At 43.8% G+C, this 21,436-nt stretch carries 26 protein-coding genes; 2 read left to right on the forward strand and 24 right to left on the reverse strand.

From position 1 onward, the window contains the following. Positions 1-31: 31 nt before the first annotated feature. The 5 genes from MKY01_RS24305 to MKY01_RS24325 are packed head-to-tail and all read right to left on the reverse strand — an operon-like array spanning position 32 to position 5,882. Positions 32-931 (reverse strand): ROK family protein, encoded by a 900-nt coding sequence (locus MKY01_RS24305; RefSeq protein WP_076319920.1) that lies wholly within the window; start codon positions 929-931, stop codon positions 32-34. Between the two features lie 28 nt (positions 932-959). Further along, positions 960-2,432, reverse strand: a complete 1,473-nt coding sequence (locus tag MKY01_RS24310; RefSeq protein ID WP_339283941.1) for a glycoside hydrolase family 32 protein — start codon at positions 2,430-2,432, stop codon at positions 960-962. Between the two features lie 25 nt (positions 2,433-2,457). Further along, positions 2,458-4,068, reverse strand: a complete 1,611-nt coding sequence (locus tag MKY01_RS24315; RefSeq protein ID WP_249911956.1) for an ABC transporter substrate-binding protein — start codon at positions 4,066-4,068, stop codon at positions 2,458-2,460. A 55-nt stretch (positions 4,069-4,123) separates the two neighbouring features. Beyond that, on the reverse strand, positions 4,124-5,005 hold the full coding sequence (locus MKY01_RS24320) for a carbohydrate ABC transporter permease (protein WP_036617174.1): 882 nt from the start codon (positions 5,003-5,005) through the stop codon (positions 4,124-4,126). Between the two features lie 16 nt (positions 5,006-5,021). After that, complete coding sequence (locus MKY01_RS24325; protein WP_223200008.1) at positions 5,022-5,882, reverse strand: ABC transporter permease subunit; 861 nt, start codon at positions 5,880-5,882, stop codon at positions 5,022-5,024. 540 nt (positions 5,883-6,422) lie between these two features. Here MKY01_RS24325 and MKY01_RS24330 point away from each other — a divergent pair. Next, on the forward strand, positions 6,423-7,499 hold the full coding sequence (locus tag MKY01_RS24330) for a LacI family DNA-binding transcriptional regulator (RefSeq protein ID WP_282320495.1): 1,077 nt from the start codon (positions 6,423-6,425) through the stop codon (positions 7,497-7,499). Between the two features lie 119 nt (positions 7,500-7,618). Here the strand turns inward: MKY01_RS24330 and MKY01_RS24335 are convergent, their stop codons facing one another. The 12 genes from MKY01_RS24335 to MKY01_RS24390 all read right to left on the reverse strand — a co-directional run bounded on the left by MKY01_RS24335 (position 7,619) and on the right by MKY01_RS24390 (position 16,310). Beyond that, a complete protein-coding gene (locus tag MKY01_RS24335; protein ID WP_249911955.1) occupies positions 7,619-8,437 on the reverse strand; it encodes a purine-nucleoside phosphorylase in 819 nt (272 codons plus the stop codon). A gap of 166 nt (positions 8,438-8,603) precedes the next feature. After that, positions 8,604-8,774: a hypothetical protein gene (locus tag MKY01_RS24340; RefSeq protein ID WP_282320493.1), complete on the reverse strand. Its 171-nt coding sequence runs from the start codon at positions 8,772-8,774 to the stop codon at positions 8,604-8,606. Between the two features lie 204 nt (positions 8,775-8,978). Next, positions 8,979-9,980 carry an endo-1,4-beta-xylanase gene (locus tag MKY01_RS24345; RefSeq protein WP_282320492.1) on the reverse strand — a complete coding sequence of 334 codons (1,002 nt, stop codon included), beginning with the start codon at positions 9,978-9,980 and terminating at the stop codon, positions 8,979-8,981. Between the two features lie 239 nt (positions 9,981-10,219). After that, positions 10,220-10,567 carry a hypothetical protein gene (locus tag MKY01_RS24350; RefSeq protein ID WP_081746078.1) on the reverse strand — a complete coding sequence of 116 codons (348 nt, stop codon included), beginning with the start codon at positions 10,565-10,567 and terminating at the stop codon, positions 10,220-10,222. A 135-nt stretch (positions 10,568-10,702) separates the two neighbouring features. Continuing rightward, positions 10,703-11,593 carry an aminoglycoside phosphotransferase family protein gene (locus MKY01_RS24355; protein ID WP_339283946.1) on the reverse strand — a complete coding sequence of 297 codons (891 nt, stop codon included), beginning with the start codon at positions 11,591-11,593 and terminating at the stop codon, positions 10,703-10,705. Between the two features lie 19 nt (positions 11,594-11,612). Next, positions 11,613-12,092, reverse strand: coding sequence for a DinB family protein (locus MKY01_RS24360; protein WP_282320490.1), 480 nt, complete (start codon positions 12,090-12,092; stop codon positions 11,613-11,615). Between the two features lie 239 nt (positions 12,093-12,331). Then, the gene (locus MKY01_RS24365; protein ID WP_282320489.1) at positions 12,332-12,610 is read right to left on the reverse strand and encodes a hypothetical protein; all 279 of its coding nucleotides are present in this window, start codon (positions 12,608-12,610) and stop codon (positions 12,332-12,334) included. A gap of 12 nt (positions 12,611-12,622) precedes the next feature. Further along, the gene (locus MKY01_RS24370) at positions 12,623-13,105 is read right to left on the reverse strand and encodes a hypothetical protein (RefSeq protein ID WP_282320488.1); all 483 of its coding nucleotides are present in this window, start codon (positions 13,103-13,105) and stop codon (positions 12,623-12,625) included. Further along, positions 13,105-13,626, reverse strand: a complete 522-nt coding sequence (locus tag MKY01_RS24375; protein WP_282320487.1) for a cysteine hydrolase family protein — start codon at positions 13,624-13,626, stop codon at positions 13,105-13,107. The genes MKY01_RS24370 and MKY01_RS24375 overlap by 1 nt, the downstream gene beginning before the upstream one ends. A gap of 30 nt (positions 13,627-13,656) precedes the next feature. Continuing rightward, positions 13,657-14,079 (reverse strand): hypothetical protein, encoded by a 423-nt coding sequence (locus tag MKY01_RS24380; protein ID WP_282320486.1) that lies wholly within the window; start codon positions 14,077-14,079, stop codon positions 13,657-13,659. Between the two features lie 41 nt (positions 14,080-14,120). Beyond that, a complete protein-coding gene (locus MKY01_RS24385; protein WP_127549874.1) occupies positions 14,121-14,666 on the reverse strand; it encodes a GrpB family protein in 546 nt (181 codons plus the stop codon). Positions 14,667-14,819: 153 nt separating this feature from the next. Continuing rightward, positions 14,820-16,310: a glycoside hydrolase family 43 protein gene (locus MKY01_RS24390; protein WP_282320485.1), complete on the reverse strand. Its 1,491-nt coding sequence runs from the start codon at positions 16,308-16,310 to the stop codon at positions 14,820-14,822. Between the two features lie 180 nt (positions 16,311-16,490). Here MKY01_RS24390 and MKY01_RS24395 point away from each other — a divergent pair, with 180 nt between their 5' ends. Beyond that, a complete protein-coding gene (locus tag MKY01_RS24395) occupies positions 16,491-17,396 on the forward strand; it encodes an ArsR family transcriptional regulator (protein WP_282320484.1) in 906 nt (301 codons plus the stop codon). Positions 17,397-17,463: 67 nt separating this feature from the next. Here MKY01_RS24395 and MKY01_RS24400 read toward each other — a convergent pair whose 3' ends face one another. From MKY01_RS24400 to MKY01_RS24430, 7 genes are all read right to left on the reverse strand, one after another. Next, positions 17,464-17,991 (reverse strand): DinB family protein, encoded by a 528-nt coding sequence (locus MKY01_RS24400; protein WP_282320483.1) that lies wholly within the window; start codon positions 17,989-17,991, stop codon positions 17,464-17,466. Positions 17,992-18,008: 17 nt separating this feature from the next. Next, the gene (locus MKY01_RS24405) at positions 18,009-18,467 is read right to left on the reverse strand and encodes an NUDIX pyrophosphatase (protein ID WP_339283948.1); all 459 of its coding nucleotides are present in this window, start codon (positions 18,465-18,467) and stop codon (positions 18,009-18,011) included. A 17-nt stretch (positions 18,468-18,484) separates the two neighbouring features. Next, positions 18,485-18,634, reverse strand: coding sequence for a hypothetical protein (locus tag MKY01_RS24410; protein WP_339283950.1), 150 nt, complete (start codon positions 18,632-18,634; stop codon positions 18,485-18,487). 34 nt (positions 18,635-18,668) lie between these two features. After that, on the reverse strand, positions 18,669-19,409 hold the full coding sequence (locus MKY01_RS24415) for a metallophosphoesterase family protein (RefSeq protein WP_282320481.1): 741 nt from the start codon (positions 19,407-19,409) through the stop codon (positions 18,669-18,671). After that, a complete protein-coding gene (locus tag MKY01_RS24420) occupies positions 19,406-20,350 on the reverse strand; it encodes a GNAT family N-acetyltransferase (RefSeq protein ID WP_282320480.1) in 945 nt (314 codons plus the stop codon). Before MKY01_RS24420 ends, MKY01_RS24415 begins: the two co-directional genes overlap by 4 nt. A 76-nt stretch (positions 20,351-20,426) precedes the next feature. Further along, positions 20,427-20,774: a hypothetical protein gene (locus MKY01_RS24425; RefSeq protein WP_282320479.1), complete on the reverse strand. Its 348-nt coding sequence runs from the start codon at positions 20,772-20,774 to the stop codon at positions 20,427-20,429. After that, positions 20,771-21,412, reverse strand: a complete 642-nt coding sequence (locus MKY01_RS24430; RefSeq protein ID WP_282320478.1) for a hypothetical protein — start codon at positions 21,410-21,412, stop codon at positions 20,771-20,773. Before MKY01_RS24430 ends, MKY01_RS24425 begins: the two co-directional genes overlap by 4 nt. Positions 21,413-21,436 lie beyond the last annotated feature (24 nt).

Genomic DNA, 21,436 nt, shown 5'->3' on the forward strand with positions numbered 1-21,436 from the left:
TCCCTTCTGGGATGTAGATTATTATAGAAAACTATGAAACATGTGAAGCTTGTGCCGCATGTTGTAATGCTTCCAGACCCAATGCTAACGCACCACATAGGCCTGCATGCTGGCCCAATCCGGGCTGCACAATATATTGGTCGATATGTTGCGTGATTGGGGCAGCATTTACATAACCATTGAGATTCCGCACTACCTGCTCCCGGATCATAGGAAACAGATGATCTTGCTGCATCACACCACCGCCCAGGATGATCTTCTGCGGCGAATGAAGCAAGATGGCCGTAGTAATCGACTCCGCAATGTAAAAGGATTCGATCTCCCACGCCGGATGATCTGCCAGCAGTTCACTGCCAGGTATCTGCCAACGGGCTTCAATGGCTGGTCCTGCAGCCATACCCTCCAGGCAATCGCCATGATACGGGCATAATCCGGCAAAGTGATCGTCTGGATGGCGTCTTGTGCGAATATGTCCACCCTCGGGATGTAACAATCCGTGGACTCGTTGGCCCCCTGCCACAAGTCCGACACCAACTCCTGTGCCAATCGTGTAATATACACAGTTATCCAGCCCTTGAGCCGCTCCCCAAGTCACTTCACCGAGCGCGGCAGCATTCACATCCGTATCCCATCCAAAAGGAACCGAAAATTCATGCTTCAAGGTTCCAACCACATTACAGTTTCCCCACCCAGGCTTAGGTGTGGTCGTAATATAACCATAGGTGGGACTATCCGGTTGCAGATCAATCGGACCAAAGGAGCCGACCCCTATGGCTTCCACATCTTTATCCCTGAAATAGTCGATCACCTTGGCAAGAGTGGTCTCCGGATGTTCTGTTGGAAAGCTGATCCGATCTTCAATCTGTCCATGTTCATTACCTACACCACATACAAACTTTGTTCCGCCCGCTTCTATGGCTCCAATGCGCATCATTCTGGGCTCCTTTCCTTCATTACAATTAACCTTTAGCCTTGGTTGATGATATCTCATAGATATGAAGTGAAGAGAAGACCAGATCTGTATTTTCCGCATGAGCAGAGATGCCTTGGCAATCCGCATCCGGATAGATCAGATCCGTGATAACCGCCTGACCATCATTTGCAAATACCTCCACAGATGAATGATCTACAAAGATACGCAAACTTTGATTTCCATCCACTTCTTTTAACTCAGCTGTATGACGGCTCAGGAAAAGTTCATGAAAATTGCCGATGCCCGATCGACTACGATCAACGTACACTTCACTTCGGATCGAGTCTACACCAACGACCGTTTCGTGATCTGCGCCGCTTCTTAGTGCAAAATGGAACGTCTGATCCTGAGCCCACTCTGCATGGATCTCATAGTTCACGAGTTGCAATGCGTTCAACTGCTCACTCACTTGCTGAATCGAAGCATCCTGTAGGGACAATACTGGCGTACGGGCTTGCTCAAGTTCACGTGCAGGACGTTGAATCAATATAACTTCTCCCGCTCTTATCTCCAGTGTCAACTCCCGGGCAATGGTCATTGCTCCACGGTAATCATTGGTTGGCGTCTGGTTGGCATACATCCAGTTGCTCATCCAGCCGATAATGAGGCGTCTTCCATCTTCCTCAGGAACGTCAGACCAACTAACTCCTGCGTAGTTATCCCGACCATAATCAATCCAGCGAATCGTCTGGGATGCCTCGTCTGGGACAAATGTAGTTCCATCAAAATCTCCGGTAAAATATTGTGTTCTGGAGCCTTCAATAAAAGCAGGATCTGCACCGATGCTAACGAGCATCACCCATTTCTCCTGCCCTGAATCTCCATCCACTGTAAGCGGGAACAGGTCGGGGCATTCCCACACGCCATCGTGTGAACCAATCCCGGCGCCAAATTCACTTCCTAGGGTCCAATCCTTCAGATTGGGAGAACGATACAGACATACCGTTTGACCACAAGCGATAATCATAATCCACTCTTTGGATTGCTCATGCCAGAATACTTTGGGATCACGGAAATCAATAAAGGACTCATGCTTTAATACCGGATTACCCTCGTACTTAGTCCAGGTTCTGCCGCTGTCTTTGCTATAAGCCAGACTCTGAGTTTGTATGGCATCTTGGTTTTTAACTTCAAGATGATGGGTGAAAATAGCAACCAATCCTGGCTCACCCTCAAAGAATCCGCTCGTATTATTCCAATCCACTACAGCGCTTCCCGAGAATATAGTGCCATTCTCATCGGGGAGTAAAGCTATCGGAAGTTCCTCCCAGGAGATCAGGTCCCTGCTCACTGCATGGCCCCAATGCATGGGGCCCCATGTGGTTCCATGTGGGTGATGCTGATAGAACAAGTGATACTCCCCATTGAAAAACACCATGCCGTTTGGGTCGTTCATCCACTTTTCTTTTGGTGAAAAATGGTATTCATTTCTGTAATCTTGTTTAAGAATTGTCGACATTATGGTTTCTCCTCCGTACTTCTCTTTATTTGTTATTACGGTCATATCCCGCTTGTTTAATCTGTAGCCATTCTTGCAATCCAAGGCGATCCAACTCTTTCAAGTAAGCATCCCATTCCTGATCTATTTTCCCGTTCTGATACCATTCTGTACGCAGACGTAACACGTAGGCGAAGAGATCGGTCTCAATCGTGGACAAGCGATCCAGTTCATCAATGGAGAAGAACACACTTGGATATACGTTCTCCGCTTTCATATGCGGAACCATAACCTTGTCGAGAAGTTCCATCCGCCAAGCCGCATCTTCCGGTTTGGTTGTGTATTTGTCATAATAACTGTCGAGTATGGCCAATGGTCCGGCGATACTGGTTTTTTGTCTGAGTTCAACTGGTGCAGAGCCCTCCAGCGGAAGATGTTTCAGCATCCCTTTGGCTTCATCGAATTCAAAAATATTTTGCTGACTCTCGTCTCCATAGGTACCCCAGTTGTTCTGCACAGATTGGAGCGGATCGTACAGTTGGTCTACCCACTTCGCTGTGGATTCCAGGTTTTTATTGCTGCTGGTAATGACCATGCGACCACGATCAAGCCCAATCCCGTTTGTTCTTGTGACATTGACCTCTCCGTTAGGCCCGGCAACCGGAGGCAGAACATCGTACGTATCATTCATGCCTGTAATGTTAGCCTTATCCCATGTGAAGTACATGCCGTACTTATTATCCTTGCCTTTCGCAAGATACGTGTTCCAATCCTGCTGGTACGATTCGACATCGATCAGCCCTTCTTTAACCAGCTCATGAATGTATTTAACCGCTTCCTTGTAGCCTTCATCAGCTGCCGTGAAGACCACTTTCCCATCATTGGTTACCACGGTATGATCCCAGTTCTCTCCGAGTCCAAATGCCGCAAAGAGAAATGTCAGATCTTCTCCGCCCGGTTTGTTAATGAAAGATAACGGAATTTCGTCGGCCTTACCGTTGCCGTTTGGATCTTGAGTTTTGAACGCGATCAATACTTCTTTCAGCTCTTCGGTTGTCGTTGGCATCTTCAGTCCAAGCTTGTTCAGCCACTCCACATTAATCCAAGGCAAGTTATCCACTGCCTGAATCCGTTGTTTGCCACTTCCGAGTTCTTCAATCCATGGGAATGAATAGATATGTCCGTCTGGAGCCGTAATCATGCTCTTGTATTCGGGAGCTTCCTCCAGCACCTTTTTCAGATTGGGCATGTGTTGTTCAATCATGTCCTCAAGTGGAATGATCGCCCCGTCCTTCGCCAGTTTCAGGAGATCATAATCCCCGTAACCTGCATCAAAAATGGCATCCGGCAAATCACCGCTGGCGACCGCCAGGTTTCTTTTTTCTGCAAACACATCACTCGTATAGTTCTTCCAGTTGATATGCACATTGGTTTTCTCTTCGAGTCGCTTGTTAATCAGCTTGTCGTTTGGATCAGCGGGAGCCAGCGGAGAGCTCTGTGTTATAAAATTCAATGTCACCTTGCCATCAGGGGATTGCGCCTCACTTGCCGCGCCGCCGCCTCCACCTCCGCCACACGCGGTTAAAAAGAGCATTGCAGATAACATGGAAATGGATGCCGTTGTAACGGCTTTTCTGGATTTGTTCACTTTTTTCATAATAATGACCTCCATGAGTTGGATTGGATCAACTTACTGTATCGCAGGCTGTTCACTATTTGAGGGAACCGACCATGACACCTTTTTCGAAATACTTCTGGAAGAACGGATACATGATGATGAGTGGCAGACTCGAAATGACAATCGCTGAGTATTTAATCATCTCGGAGAGCCGTTTCAGTTCTGCCATCGCGAGCTGATCACTGATCATGCCCGGTGCAGCCTGATTCTGAATCAGAATGGAACGCAGAACGAGCTGTAACGGATGCAAGTTCGGATTATCGAGATAGATCATTGCATCAAAATAGGAATTCCATTGCCCAACGAACGCATAGAGCGCAAGTACAAAAATGATCGGTTTCGACAACGGAATGACGATCTGGAAGAAAATCTTCATCTCAGAGGCACCATCCACGTTTGCAGCTTCTTTCAGTTCTCGAGGGACTCCTTTGAAAAAGGTTCTGGAGAGAATGATGTTCCAGACGTTAACGGCTCCAGGGATAATGATCGCCCACACCGTATCAAGCATGCCGAGATTACGTATGAGTAGATAAGTAGGGATTAATCCCCCGCCGAAGAACATGGTAATGATAAAGATAATCATGAAAAACCCACGTCCCGCGAGCCTATCATCCGACAATGCATAACCTGCAAATATGGATACAGTCACGGTGATCAGTGCAAAGGAAACCGAATACAATACCGCATTTGCAAACCCCCGGATCATGGCTGGATTGGACAAAATCATCTGATATCCGTCCAGACTCCAGTCCGATACATTAAAGGACAGTCCACGATTCAGTAACACCGTGGGGTCCATGAATGAGGCGATAACAATATAAATCAGGGGAACAACCACAACCAGTACAGCACAGGTGAGAAAGATGGCATTGAGTGTGAGGATCAACCGATCCATTCCCGTGTGTTTAACAACCATGGATAATACTCCTTTCCTAATAGAGGCCTTCGCCTTCATTCAATTTCTTCACAATCAGGTTCACCGTCACCAGCAAAATCACATTGATAACCGAGTTGAACAATCCAACTGCCGCAGAATAAGCGTAATCTCCAGACTGTAGTCCCACCTTGTAGACATACGTGGCAATAATCTCGGAGGAAGGCAGGTTCATGGACGTCTGCATCAGATAGGCCTTCTCAAATCCAATGGACATAATCCCGCCAGCTGCAAGGATAAAGACGATGGCCATAATCGGACGAATCGTTGGAAGGTCAATGTGGCGAATACGCTGAAGGAGATTCGCTCCATCCAGATTAGCCGCATTGTGAAGCTCCGGATCAACATTGGCCAAAGCCGCGACGTATATGATGGAAGCCCAGCCCGCTCCGGTCCAGATATCGGACAAAATGTAGATCCAGCGGAAATATTCCGGTTCAGACATGAACATGATCGGCTGACCTGTAATCCATGTGGCTAATTGATTAATTGGCCCTGTCGGTGAGAGGAAGATGAACAGCATACCCACAACCACAACAACCGAGATGAAATTGGGTGCGTACAGAAACAATTGAATATTTTTCTTGATGCCAGCTTTGCGTACCTGATTCAGCATGAGTGCCAGTAAAATGGGCACCGGGAAACTGAATATCAATCCCAAAAAGCTGAGTTTAAGCGTATTCATTAAAATGATATCGAAATTGGGTGAAGCTATAAATTTCTCAAAATGCTTCAGTCCTACCCAATCACTACCCATGATGCCTTTGATCGGACTGAAATCCTTAAACGCAATGATGGCTCCGTACATCGGAATGTACTTGAAGATAAGAGTCAAAATTAAGGCTGGTGCAAGCAACATATATAAAAAGTAATTTTTTTTGAGCTGCTGTAACCTATGACCGCTTGTCGTCCTCACTTTCAGTACCCTTCCTTCGCCCTTTTTGCTGTCGGCTATGTTATCCAACACGATACCCCCGTTCATTCTAGAAGTTGACAATTGTTTTCAGTAAGGGCTTTCAATATTTACAATTGCCTATTTGATAATTTACAATTTATCAGGTTTCAACGGATTTAGTCAATACGTTTTGTAAAAAAATATTTGTGCATTTGATCATTTCATCTTTGCATTAATGTAACTAAAGAGGATTAAATTTGCATATATACAGCACTGAATCGTTAATACCCGCATAGATTTTTCTATATCATGACTGTAATAGATTATCATTGTTACACTAATTAACAAAACTTCTGGAACAATTATGAAAATAGAATTCGACTATCTAAATGTAAATGTAATTGTGCATTTGTAAAACAGAGATTGCTATTTGTCCCGTTCTATTATACATTTGACTTAGAGAAGAATATGGATGACTATTGATGATTAGAGGTGAAGCATTAGATGGCAAAGGAAAAAGTCACGATACAAGACATCGCTGATGCTTTGGGGATCTCCAGGAATACGGCTTCCAAAGCATTAAATGATAGCGGAAACATCCCGGATGAAACCCGAAATCGTGTAATTAAAAAAGCAATTGAACTTAAATATAAACAGTTTGCCTATATGGACAATGAGCATGTTCTAACCAAGGCTCCGGGTAATATCGCCCTGTTAACTGAAAACCTGCCTAATACATCTCACTTTGGTTCGTTGTTAATCAGTGGTCTGGAGAAAAGAATCAGTGCGGAGGGATACAATCTCTCGATTCATATCGTGCGTGAAGACGATCAAGATACACTTACACTTCCCAACAATTTTGATATAGCCAAAGTAGACGGCATCATTTGCATTGAATTATTTGATCTAGAATATACACAGCTGATTACCGATCTAGGCATTCCCACCATCTTTATCGATTGCGCTTCCAACATATGTTATCCCGAATTCAAAGCAGATCTGCTACTCATGGAGAATGAACATAGCATCTATCAGTTAACCACAAAATTAATTGAGAGCGGCTACACAAGTATTGGATTCGTCGGAGATTACAATCACTGCAAGAGCTTTAATGAACGATGGGTTGGATATCAGCGTGCTATGCTGGAGGCGGGGTTGCAGGTCGACCTGTCCCATTGCATCGTAGATAATGATCGCCTGTGTTTCTCCAAGCCAGGATGGTTGAACCAGCGAGTGGAAGAGCTGGCCTCCCTACCTTCCGCTTACGTATGCGCTAATGACTTCATTGCAGTTGATCTGATCAGGGCGTTAAAAGACAGAAATGTCGCTGTGCCACAGGATATTGCGATATGCGGATTCGATAATGCACCCCAATCTCGAATTATTGAGCCAGCATTAACGACGGTTCATATTTATAGCAATGAGATGGGCATTAAAACTGCGGAGATGCTGTTATCCCGGATTAATAGTCCAACACAGCCGTATCAGGTCTCCCACATTGTGACCAAACCCATCATCAGGGAGTCCACACCAGCAATCATGGCCGATCATTCTCAGATGGTTCATAGTTCTGCAAAATAAAAAAAACGTATGTCTCACGAGTAACAACTCGTGAAACATACGTTTTTTTGTGGTTTCGATTGGGTTGGATGAAAACTCTATCCTATCCATCGTGGCCTAGATAAAAAATCATCTCGCGATTAGATCTCTTTCAAAATGCCTTTTACAAGTCCGATAAAGGTTGTTTTCACTTGCGCAGCCACTTCAATAACTTCATCATGACTTAACGGCTGATCCAGAATACCACAGGCCATGTTGGTCAGACAGGAAATGCCTAGCACCTTCATACCGCCATGAATGGCAACAATGGCTTCAGGTACCGTGGACATCCCCACTGCATCCGCACCCATCGTACGAATCATGCGAATCTCCGCTGGTGTCTCATATGCCGGGCCACTCCACCATGCATAGACACCTTGCTGCAGGGCAACATTCTGCTCTTCTGCAACCTTAAGGGCAATACTGCGCAGTTCACGATTGTATACCTGTGATACGTCTGGAAAACGAACACCCAGTTCAGCATTATTCGGTCCCATCAACGGGTTATTGCCTACCAGGTTAATATGATCTGTAATGAGCATCAGTTGACCCGGCTCAAAGCTTGTGTTGATGGCTCCGCACGCATTGGTGATAAGCAATTGCTCGACACCCAGCGCCTTCATGATCCGAACGGGGAAAGTCACTTCGTCCAATGTAAAACCTTCATAATAATGAAGGCGGCCTTTCATCGCTACAACCGTTTTGCCCATCAGTTCACCAATAACCAATTCATTGGCATGACCGATAGCCTCCGATTGGGCGAAATACGGAATATCTGTATACGGGATAACGGTCGCATTTTCAATCTCGTCCGCGAGCGCTCCCAGTCCAGAACCCAGAATCATGCCTACGGCAGGTTTGGTATGGATTCGGTTTAATATGTAATCTCTTGCTTCCTGAATATGTGCGGATTGATGCATAATGATATCCTCCTGATGATCTGAATTGAGTTAACAAAAACTGAGTTAATGAGGTACTACTCATCAAGTGTAATGAACAATGGTCATGATGTAAATGGAAGCTGTTCTATATACAATAAAAAAAACGACCCTATGCTCCAGAATCGTTTAAAAACATGGACATACCCTAATCCAATGTATATTTGTTTCTACTTTTCATGTAATCGATTGTCATGATCAGTAACAGCATCAATGTAGCAAACATCAGCGGTTTGGCAAAAGTACCTTCTTCAAAAATATAATACGCAGCGACCAAGTTTCCTGCAAATATTAACAGATAATTGCGGGTGCGATCCATCTTCTCAACTCATTTCGGAAAAGAATATTGTTCGAGATTGCCTTTCTTTTACCCTATCATAAACTTCCATAAAAAACCATATACTTATCATCCATACAAATCAACGCCTCTAATCATGCACGAGATAACCGCACTGTATAATCTATATTGACTACAGCAAAAAATCGGTCACATCGTGACCGATTCTCTCCACTTCCCTGATGTTCAGGACATAGGGTTAATGATACGCCAAAATGATTCCTTTGGTTGCAACTGCTGATCAAAAACAAAGGGCCAATTTTTGCGTCCGCGTACCGGGAAATGGTCTAACCAGGTATAATTGTCCGCTACTCCCCAGAACGTCACAGAGGTAATGGATGATTTATACTCACGGAACAAATTAAAGATTTCTTCATATCGACGCTCCTGTAGCTCAGCCATCTCTGAAGTTGGCGCGGTGAGGTCCGTTCGACGATCCTCATGACGAAACACGGACATATCCAGCTCCGTAACATGCAACTGCACATCCAGTGAAGCATAACGCTCAATAGCCATTCGGATCTCCTCAATTGAAGGACCATGAATATTCCAATGCCCCTGCAACCCAATCCCGTGTACAGGCGCTCCCTTGTCCAGCAAAGACCGAACCAGATTGTAGATCTTCTCCCGCTTGACCGGATCCGTCTCATTGTAGTCATTATAGAAAAGAAGAGCATTTGGATCAGCTTCATGAGCCATACTGAACGCTTGCAGCAAATAATCTTCCCCCACCAGCTCTAACCACTTCGTGTCCCGCATGAACAGGTCGGTCTTATCTTCAACAGCTTCATTGACGACATCCCACGCATATATTTGCCCCTTATACCGACCTACTACCGTATCAATATGTTGCTTCAAGCGAGATAATAACAGCTCTCTGGAAGCGGGAGCACCTGAGGTATCCTCAAAGACCCATTTCGATGTTTGATTATGCCAGACCAAAGTATGTCCGCGAACCCCAATCCCTTGGGCAACAGCAAAATCAACAATTTTATCCGCCGCCTCAAATGAATAACGATCCTCTTCCGGGTGAATTTCTTCGAATTTCATCTGATTTTCAGCCGTGATACTATTGAAGTGTTTGGCGATGAAATCCGCTTCGGACTGCAACATTCTGGTATGTACAGCAGCACCTATTTTGAACGTATTAGCGTACGCAACATGTAATGATGGAATTTCAGTTGGCATTTACAATTCCTCCCTGCCAGTTTTTATCCATCATATCGTTTGTTGAATACGCTTACAATGAACAAATTATACTTCTTCCCCCTCATATTTAACTATTTATGATCCTCGGCCCTGTTTGCACAACAAAAACACCTCCACGTATGTCCGACTGCTCATCTAAACAGAACATTTCTCGGAAGGTGTTTTGTGATCGGGCTGTTCAATTAAATTCAACTCATATACAAAGAGGATATGAAGCCTTACAGCTTGTCCACCTGTAACAAGGTCACCTGTTTCACTGTGCATGCCGGGTTAATTTGTTCCTCGGACAGAATGTTCAGCTTGATCAGGCTTTTCAGCTTATGGCTGTCTACCTTGGACAACAATCGCCAGATGTCCGGGTCTGGAAGAGAAGCATACAGCTTCTGATCATCGTATTCCTTCCGGTTCTGAAGCACTGTTTTCACGGTGTAACCACCAACCTGCGTCTCATAGACCCCTTGTTCTGCACAATACGCGACAATCTCATCTCGTAGTACAGACAACTGCTGCTCAATATCTTTTTGCTGCTGTTTCAGTTCAAAGTAAGTTTGCACTTTCTGCTCCATATCAATCACGCTCCTCTACTATCATAGGTATGCGAGGATCGCTAGTTTAGGACTGACTGTTTATTTTATTCGAAAAAAGTGGTCTTTCTATTACTTAATCGTACATTGTCGTCATTGTGTATCCCCGTATTACGATTACAGCAGATGTTCATTCAAATACGGATTATGGACAGCCATGTTGTGAACCCTTTCCATTACATCTGGCCCCATGGGGACATCCCCAACGCGCTTTAACAGAATCCAGCGAAGACAAGCTACAGCTTCAAAAACCTGCTCCTCTTCCAGCGTGTACGTATAACTTGCAGAACGTGCAAATTGAGCGCGATACATCTCGCCATAACTTTCCCCATTATAAACGGTGATCAGAAACACAGACCATGCCATATCGTACCTTGGATCACCATACTGCCCATTAGTCCAATCGATGATGGTGTACTGGTCGTCCATCTCAAGAATGTTTCCCAGATTATAATCGCCATGAATCAAGCGGTCCTGTCTGATCTGGACCTGCTGGATCAAGTTTGCCAGAAGATCATTTATATCGTCATGTAATTCAATTTGAGGAAAAAAGTATTGAACAAAATCGTACCTGAATATGTATTCTTCATCTTCTCCAGTACCCATTTCATTCACCGGATAACGATGGACCTCCATTAATCGCTCAGCCAAATGTGTCATTTTTGTTGGTGTTAATTGGGTAATCGGCTTTCCATCATAGCTCGTTAACAGCACTTGATTCCCTTGCTCGTCTAATCCCCAACCGTAGGGTTTGGAAACACGAATTCCACTTTGATAAAGCTTGGACAATAATCGATATTGTTTGGCGATATCCGGTTTAGAATCCTTGTCCCAGACTTTCAATACGTACCGCTGATCTTCCATTTCAATTCTCATCACACTCGCTTCCAGTCCAGGTGGCAAGGGAATGATCTGATACTCCTGTTCCATCACCTGCTGGATACGTTCATCCAGTTCTATCCAATTCATCTGGCTAAGTTGAATTGTCATCGTTTCCCCTTCTTCCATGTTATGACCGCCTCTCCGGTTAGTCAGGTATAATCAGGCCTTTGCCAATGACATTGGCGGATACTGGCTGTTTGCCCAATTCTCTGGCCCATACCGACAGCTGTCCCATATGGTGAATCTCATGGGCGATCACATGTCGCATAACTTCTCCCCATGAATCTGTACTGGCCTTGCCAGCTGAGCGATGATCAATATAAGCTCTTTTTTCCATACTCGAATCCCAGGCTGTAACAAATGCCTCCACATCAGGACGTAACTTGCGATCGAGTCTCCTTACCGCCTCAAGATTCTGGTAGTTTGCAAAATCTTCTGCATCATCCGATTTGCCCTGAAGCAGCTGAAGCCAGCTCCACTCTACATCAATGATATGAAATAATGTTTGTAATATGTTGCCTACTCCGCCCGTACGAGGCCGAAGCAATTCTTCAAGCGGCACATCTTCACACCACGCATACCATTGCTCACGTACCATCCAGTTATAACGAAAGAATGTTTCCATTGGTATATTCCCCTTTATCGGCTATATTTTTCAGAGAGATTTGATCAATTCTGTATTGGCAAAGATATCCTCCGAATATTTACACTTACCACTCCGATGACAGAACAACCTTCCGATCGCTGTTATCCCCAGATTTTTTTGATTCATTTTATAATGGGAAACTCCGGGGATAAAGGCGAACACTTCGCTTCTTCAGGTTTTTTCTGTCCTCTCCGTTTCGTGTAAATATTCTGTTGAATTTATTTAGTTAATTTCTTTTTTATATACAAGATTACATGAATACCTGCATAAATAAACAGGACATTGAACAAATATAGAAGTACATTTAAATAGATACCAGATATAAACCAGATTGTTCCCGCAGAATTAGCATAATGATAATCCGTAAAGAATCGGAGCGGGAAACCATACTCTGTTCGGAGCGGTCCATCTTCAGTATGTAAAGTTCCAGGAATACATAGGATGGCTAATACAGCAAGCCAGGCTGATAGATTCATTATTCTTTTGTTAATCGTCAATACATCTCCCCCTTATTCAACACTAACGGTATCTTTACCAAAATATGTCCCTTCCAACTTTTGATCCATAAAGTCTCTTAAGTCCTTTTGATCAAGTATATATTTCGAATCTCTATTAAATCTGCTTTTTGTGGATACAATAATCTGTTTCCGATTGTATTGAATCGTAACTTTAGCGTTATGCTTTAATTTCAAAGCAATTCCCGCAATAATACTTCCTGTGACATCATCTACTGGTATTTTGGCTGTTTCCGGGGCTGCATTCAGCCAGCCCACTATACGGCTAATGTCTTCTTTACTTAACGTAACATTGTCAATGCTAACGTGTGCTCCACCGTCGCCTGTCCTGGTGTACACGACTATGCTCATCTCTGTGCTTATCACTTGATTTCTCGAGATCGGCTTATTTGGATCAGGGTTACTCGTGATTAGAAAATACAGAAACATGATTGCCGCACCTATGAAAAACCAGAATCGCCTACGTTTTCCTAGCATTACAGCGCATTCTCCGTATCCACCACGTTGGCAAACAGTCTCAGTACCGTATTGTGATGTGCAATAATCTGCTCTGCTTGAAGTGTCTTTGAATTCCATGTGCTGTGCGCATCTTGAACCAGATTGACCGTGTAACCCAGACTGAACGCTCTGCGGCAAGTCGTGTCTACACATACCTCAGTCTGCATACCCGCGAGAATCAATTCCGTCACGCCATCTTCTTGCAATTTCAGATGCAGATTGGTTTTGTGAAACGAATCCGGTGTCTCTTTTTCGATAACGAGGTCACCAGCACTAGGTGCAATGGACGGATGGATGTCCCACCCCAGTGTTCCTCGTTCCAGTGGACTGCCTGGCCCTTCGCAGTGTTGGATATATATGATGGAATGCCCTGCTTCACGGGCCCTGGAAACTAATACCTGGATTTTCTGAAGCAATCGTTCCCCCTGATATACGGGATCTGCTTCATCAAACATCGCTACCTGTACGTCAATGATTAGAAGTGCACAATGCGTTGTCATTTTGCTTTCCTCCTGACAAATCAATTTAATTCAACTCTTTCTTCTTCGTAACTTTAACAAAACTTCCAATCCCATATCAATCAGTACAAATAGAATAGCAGCAAGAACGCCGAATAAGGTCAGAACTAACGTCTCTTTGAAATCCAAGATTGCTTCTCCTGCGCCCATGACCAGATAATAAATATACATGCCTAAAACTCCAGCACATGCATAGCCTAATATCCTCGTACTTAGATACAACACATGATTAGGGAATTGTATTCGGCTGAGCAGATAGTCTAACAATATCGATAAAGGTAGCCCGATCAACAGGATCAAGGGAGTCGCGTATATCGGATAAATAAGAATGTAAAAATCAAAACTGTAGGTTTCATTCATCGATATGAGACTTGCAGCCAAAGTAAAACAAATGATGGTTAGAACGGTTGTCATCAGCTTTCTTCCCATGTTCATCTCATCACTCCAATACAGTTATCTCTATTCATTGGATGTGCTCATGCGTCAGATTTTGCCGGCTGCCATCCGATTTCTTGAGACCAACGATGTGCTCTCTGTAATATGCTCCACACCATTGGTCCTTTTCCTTCAACATATTTGGGACGCTGATCTTTATACAATGACATGAGTCTGTGCTTTTCTTCCGCATAGTTCAAACAATCTTCTGGGTGCTCCCTTAAATAGTCTCTGAACAGCAAGGTCATCTGTTCGGAGAAACTGCCTGCCTGTCTAACGTGTATATGTATCCTTCTGCTTCCGGGTTCTTCACGAAAGTAACGTTTAGTCTTATCCGGATTTTCTGCTCTGAATACAAATCCGACTGTTTCGATCTCACGTTTGTAGTCCAACAGATTCTCATAATTAGAAACAGATATTTGTATATCTATGATAGGTTTGGCGTCTATTCCAACAATTGAAGTGGACCCAACATGGTCAATCCGCAGAGCCTTTTCTCCTAACGTTTCTCTTAATTTCGAACCCGTTTCGAGAAACAAATCACGCCATGCCGGATCATACTTTGCAATTCTCCATTGATCCTCCATACAACTCCTCCTTGGTTATCCAATCAAGCTATATAATTATATAACACGTTCTTTTAACCTTTTGTTACATGTAGATTATTTAGTGATGCCATATAGATAACAGCAGCTTTTTTTAAAAAAAGAGAAGGACCCTTAGGCCCTTCCCTTAACTTCTTAATGATAATCACACTTGAAATTTGTAAACTCAGCTGAAGCATCTTGCCCGCTCGAGTATAACCCAATAAGTACGCCTGTAAAACCTCCTGCCACCTCCGAGGATAGGTATCTCGTCTGTGCCGTGCCCAGCAGAATCTCTTCACCATCTGCTTGAAACAGGAAACTGTAGCGTTCTTGGCTTGAGCGGATCACCAGCGTTGCATGCTGTTTATTTCCCATATCCACTTCATGTTCTATCGATTTGATATCACCGATATTTAAACGCTCGATCACCTTATAACCGTCCTGTTCCTGACGAATAGCCACTTCATAATGATGATTCTCATCCATGTAGATCGTGATCCCGGCTTCTCCACTCGTCAGACTAACATCGACTGAAATTGTTGCATTAAAGTCTTTTTGACGTAGCCCGATGAACGTTGGGGATGCTGGAACGTTCAGCGTTACATCGGTTCCTGTTAGCGTAAGCTTATCTGATTCAAGCTGATAATGCTCTGTATTTGGATGACGAAGGTAACACCAGTCGAGGTTCCAGTCTGTATTTTCAAACGTGTAATTCTTCTTATCCTGCTGGATCACCTTATCTGGGATACGATTGGTCTCAAAACTCGTCAGCGTTGTTCCTTCATACCCGGCTGTAAACCATCCGTCTTCACCAAACGTAATTGGAGTCAGAAATACTTCTCGACCCAGATGATGGTACGTAGCCCATCTGCCAATCTGTCGGAATCCCAAGTGAAAGAGCCACCAGTTTCCCCGATCATCCTGAACCAGATCACCATGCCCCACGCCCTGGAGCTCATACCCGCCCAGATTGCGATTCGTTAGAACCGGATTGTGTGCATAGGCTTCGAACGGACCTGAAGATGAAGTTCCCCGGGCATACGTTACCATGTGACCATACTCGGTGCCGCCTTCGGCTGCAAGCAGGTAATAATAACCATTCATTTTATAGAGATGCGGACTTTCCAGATATCGTCCACCTGTTCCGTTCCATATCGAACGACTCGGGGCCAGTTTACGGCCAGTTTCAATTTCAAGCTCGCACTGAACAATTCCGCCAACGCCTTCATCATCCACCCCGTTACTCATAAACAAGGTTTTTCCATCTTCAAAATACAAATCGGGATCAATTCCGCCTTGATCCACATAGATAGGCTCAGACCATTCTCCGTAGATATTATCCGTCCAGACATAGAAATTCTGATGCGTCGTATCATTCGTTGTCACCATATAAAAACGCCCGTCATTATGCCTGATGGTTGGGGCAAATACACCCCCGGAGCTGTTCACCGTCTCGAGCTGAATCTGGCTTTTACGAGTCAGGCAGTGACCAATCTGCTTCCAATTCAGCAGATCCTTGCTTTCAAAGAGCGGGACACACGGAAAATATTGAAAAGAACTACACACCATATAGTAGGTATTGTGCACCTTAATCACACTAGGGTCTGGATAAAAACCTTTTACAACAGGGTTATTGTATTTCATTACTCCACTCCATCTCTTATCATAAAATTCACAAATATAAGAATTCAACTTCGTAACAACTACAAAAATTAAACACCATCGGGTGTAAACTTGCAATGAATCTGAATTGCATCTTGGAGCTAATTTTATTAAATTAATATATATGTGATTTTAGAATATTGAGTGTAGGGAGTTGTACAGATGATCAAAGCAAATGGGGAGCCCCAGTTCCTTCCTTTATATGAGGCGCTGGCAAGCGAAGTCAGATGGAGAATCATGGATATGATTGCAGATCGCGAAATGAATGTGAAGGATATTGCCGCAGTATTAGAGCTTAGCCCCTCCATTGTCACAATGCATATTCGCAAACTGGAAGATGCGGGTCTAATTGGGAGCAGGCGAGTTCGGATCAACGGAGGGACGCACAAATTATGTTACCTCAAGCAAAATCAGATTGAAATCGAGCTGCCATCCGCAAGCCAAACTTCACGAACCAGAGAACAGACGATAGCCGTGGGACACTACACTGCTTTTGATATCCACCCTACCTGTGGGCTAGGGACACTTGAGAAAGAAATCGGCGTATGGGATGATCCCCGTTACTTCCTTGATCCCGAGCGGGTACACGCCGCTATCCTGTGGTTTGGGAAGGGCTATGTTGAATATAAAACACCGAACTTTGTCCCTCCTGACCAGACAACCGATGCTATTGAAATTTCGATGGAACTGGCGTCTGAAGCTCCGGGATTGCGAGATCATTGGCCTTCCGATATTCGTTTCACCTTCAATGGCATTTCTCTTGGAACGTGGACAAGCCCTGCCGACTTTGGCAGAGCAGCACGCGGCAAATATACGCCAGAATGGTGGCATCGCAATGTGAATCAGTATGGATTATTAAAGACCATTCGTATTGATGGTTCCGGTACCTATATGGATGGTGAGTGGATGTCAGACATTACTCTCAGAGATGTCAAACTAGGCGAATCGTTCTGGACGCTACGTTTCACGGTTGACGAAGAAAGCCCCAACGTAGGGGGATTAACGATCTATGGTGCCGGTTTTGGTAACCATGATCAGGATATTGTTATACGTGTACTTCAGATCTGAAGTAACCGCTGAGGGGAGGTGGTGATATCATCAGATCTGGCATTTAGAAAAATAACCTGTCTATGTGTTAGCAATCATTCTGTGTTTGGAACCACTTTCTTAGCTGATTAATATGAGCTTGATGATAACGGTTATGGTCAGCCATATGCCATAATCCCCAACGTACCGTAGCTTGTTTTTCGTTCTGATGTCCAAAAGTAACTACTCGATCTAGGTCAGCATCTGCTACTTGTGTGCATGTTTCTTTCAGATGGGTTAATACACCCTCATATTGAGAGATAAGTGTGTCACGTGACACATCTTGAACCAGCGGAAGTCTATTATTTTCATCAGTCATGGGACCATATTGCTCTATTAATGACTGCGGAAGGACAACTCCCTTTATTCTATAAACCCAATTCATATCAACAAACATAATATGTCGTATTAATTGAGCTGTACTATTAAACTGGTTCTTTTCCCCTTTGTAATCCACCTCTTCTTGCGACATACCTTCTGTAATTGATTTAAGTCTTTGGCTATTTTCTGTTACAGCAGAAAATAACATCCCCACAACTGGTGACATGTTGGCTTCACCTTGTAGATCGTAAATCATAGCATCCCTCCACATGTCTATTTCGATGACTCTCTGATCAGTCTTTGATTCAATTCCCAGATTGCTACTCTATTACTATCCCATTTAAGTATTTCACGAGCTTCTTCATAAGCCACCCATTTATATTCTGAGTGCTCATTGGATAAAGACAGATCCATTTCATCCAGTTCTACTCCAAAGCAATACTCAGGAATAACTAATGTATCAGGTCCCCACATAAAATAACCAACCACATCTACCACGGAGTGAGTCGAGCTTAAATTAAGACTCCTGTATTTACTATTTAAAGGGATTCCCGCCTCTTCAAATGCTTCTCTCATAGCTGCTTCTAATGGTTTTTCTTCATCTTCCCCTCCCCCAGCTATGCCCTGCCAGTAACCTTCTCTTGATCTTCGAAAGATAGCGTATGCATAATCATTTGAATCTTTCAACCTGATATAAGGAAAAACTAATATTTGAAATGGTGCTCGAGACACAAGTACACCCCTCCTCTTTACCCTCGTTCTTTCAACAGTTCCTTAAGCTCCCTTAACTCTGATAATATTTCTTTGGTGTGCTGGCTATTTTTGGAGTTATCTATTCCAACTTTCACAACATAAATACCGAGGAACAGATACACTACCAACATAATGATCATTCCCATGTATATCTCTCCTTTCCAAAGTAGCGGCACATTGCTACGAACGTTCACTATCCTCTCTCTCCAACTGATTCCCATGGAATGCCTTCAAAATAAAAGCCCGATCCGGAACGTTCAACCGTTCATACGATTGAAGATACTCCATGTTGTCATATGGAACGCCAATGAATTTCACGTCCACTTTGCCCTCTTGGAGATCCACAATGCCATATCTAGCTATGGCAAGATCGTTACAGCCTAGAGCGCCCGGATTCATATATACTCTTTGATCTGTCTTATAATAATGAAGAATATGATAATGACCAAAACAAACCAAATCATGGGCCGTTCCCTGATATCTTGCATCCAATTTGGTCCTGGATGGTTCTTTATCGATGACATCCAACTTGTCGTTGTTCATATGATAGTGAGTCAAAAGGAACCGATGTCCTTCTACCTCTTTTTCAACGAATTTCGGTAGAGCTTGAATTTTCTTGATCGATTCTGCACTCAAATGCCGACCAATCCATTCGTGATGCTCGGCCATCCCTTTGTGCCCTTCTAATGGACCCTTATTTTGAAGCAAACTCAATACGGCCTCTTCGTGATTCCCTGAAATTGCTATCATATTTTCGCGGCTGTACAACATCTCGATCACTTCATTGGAGTACGGGCCAATACCGATCATATCCCCCAAACAAAATGTATGCTCAATGTCTCCTCTGGAATCGATATCAACCAATACCGCTTGAAGCGCAGGAACATTCCCATGAATATCGGTTAAGATGGCAACCTTCATTGTGATTCCTCCTCAGGAATATACATCGTCTGAATCTCCTGCACACCCGGAATAAAGCCCAGATTCAGATACACGGACTCCGCATCATTTCCTTGCATCACATACAAGCGTAAAACGGGATACTTACCCTTAAGTTCATTTAGTGCTCTCTGTAACATCAGCGTAGCCAGACCTCTGCCTCTATAGGCCGGACGAACACCTATGCTATACACAGCAGCCTGATTATCTTGCAAGCACAAGCGACAATTTGCAATAAGCTGTCCCGTTTCCTTGTCATATACAAGCGTGGACGCTTCGGTCAGAATTTCATTGGTATAATTAGGGTCATCACTTGGTATAAAATCTGCAAGAGTGGTATGTTTTCTTCGTGTAGCTTCAAGACTTCCTGCAAAACTCTCCAGGTCACATTGAGCAATTTCATCTTCATTCACATATTTTCTATTGCCGGTTTCACTTTCAATAATCTCTGGACTCTTCACGGTTACCCTGCTGTCCCATTCGATTTCAAAGTGATCTGTAGGCCGCTGCATCCAGCGACATTTAAACTCCACTGGCCAGAATCCAGCTCTTGCATATAGATCAACTTGGTCTGGAAGAATCTCAAAGGTCAGAATACGTTTGGTGCGATCCGACCACTGTAATAATTTATGCTTCAGAAGCTTCAATACATCAAAGCACTGCTGGAATGGCGGGATAAAAAACAAATGATACATCCGGTTAGGCTCCATTCTCACGCCCCCTATTTTGCTTTCCCCCTTGTAAATCCAGTAGGCACTGATCTTGGAAGAACTGAACTCTTCTTCCCTGAAAAATCCGACATAACGCATATCATAATAAACCGTGCAATATAATCCCCATTCGGCAAAATCAGCTTTGCGAATCGAATATTCATCCGACAGATCATATTGAAGAATATCTGTAGACCACTCAGTTAACCCCATATGTAATTCCTCCTCAGTTTTAATTAAATGGCAAGCAATCAAATCATTTTTCTATACGCCACCCCGTGAACATGAATTAACACATGCTGTGCCTCCATACGTTCGAAGAAATCCAACATGTCCTTAAACGGATTCTCGAAATACGAAGACTACCAAGGAAAACCTCTATTGTCTGCCCTGTTTCTGTATTCTTGAACATACAATGCTCGCCGTGAACATCAAAATACCAATTTTCCGTTAATTCTTCTTCTCCGTGGATTACATCCGCATTGGTCAGCAAATGGTACGCACCTCCGAGAATTTCCGCCCGATCAGGCTGATCGGTTTCCAATATCAGTTGGTCGATCAATTGCTGCGCGATTCTTTGGTACATATCCATCACAGCCAATAGTTCTTCCGTGATTTCCTGGGTTATCGCCTTCACACCTTCATAACCTTATCCGGGTATCCAATTTCTGCAATTTCACCTTCGATATCACTTAATTTCAGTTCATCATTTAATTGCTGTAGTAAGACCTCATCGATCGGCTTCATATCAAATACCTGTTCAACCAGATTGATATCCAACGCTATCTCGTAGTAATCCTGTGCCCAAGCATGATAATATTTCGCGCCGCCTACCAAAATCTCTAACAGTTCGTATTCATGATCCCCAAGCTCCGTGCCTGCAGACCACCCTTCCTGATCCGCCACACTCCAGATACAGAACGTCGTCTGATCCATTACAAATGCCGGCTCTACCACAAAAGTATTAAATGCTTCTGGAACGCTTTTTACCACCTCACTCCTATCAACCTTATGCTGAAGTGTGTACTCTTTATCAAAGCCTTTATCAAAGCCTTTAATAATCAGCCCATTCGGACTGAATATTGCAAAATAATGATCTCCTTGCCCATCTCTCATGGATGCCATTTGCTCATTCGTGTCCCACTGGGAATTATACGAGTAATACCTGTACTCCCATTCCGGCATCAAAATGGCATCCAGCATAGCTGCTGCCTTTAGAATCTGTTTGCATTCACTAATGTGAGGAAGTTTATCGATAAAATTAAGATTACCCATCGTGTGATACTGCCTCCTTTACCC

The sequence above is a fragment of the Paenibacillus sp. FSL R5-0486 genome (assembly GCF_037975155.1).
Taxonomy (GTDB): domain Bacteria; phylum Bacillota; class Bacilli; order Paenibacillales; family Paenibacillaceae; genus Paenibacillus; species Paenibacillus amylolyticus.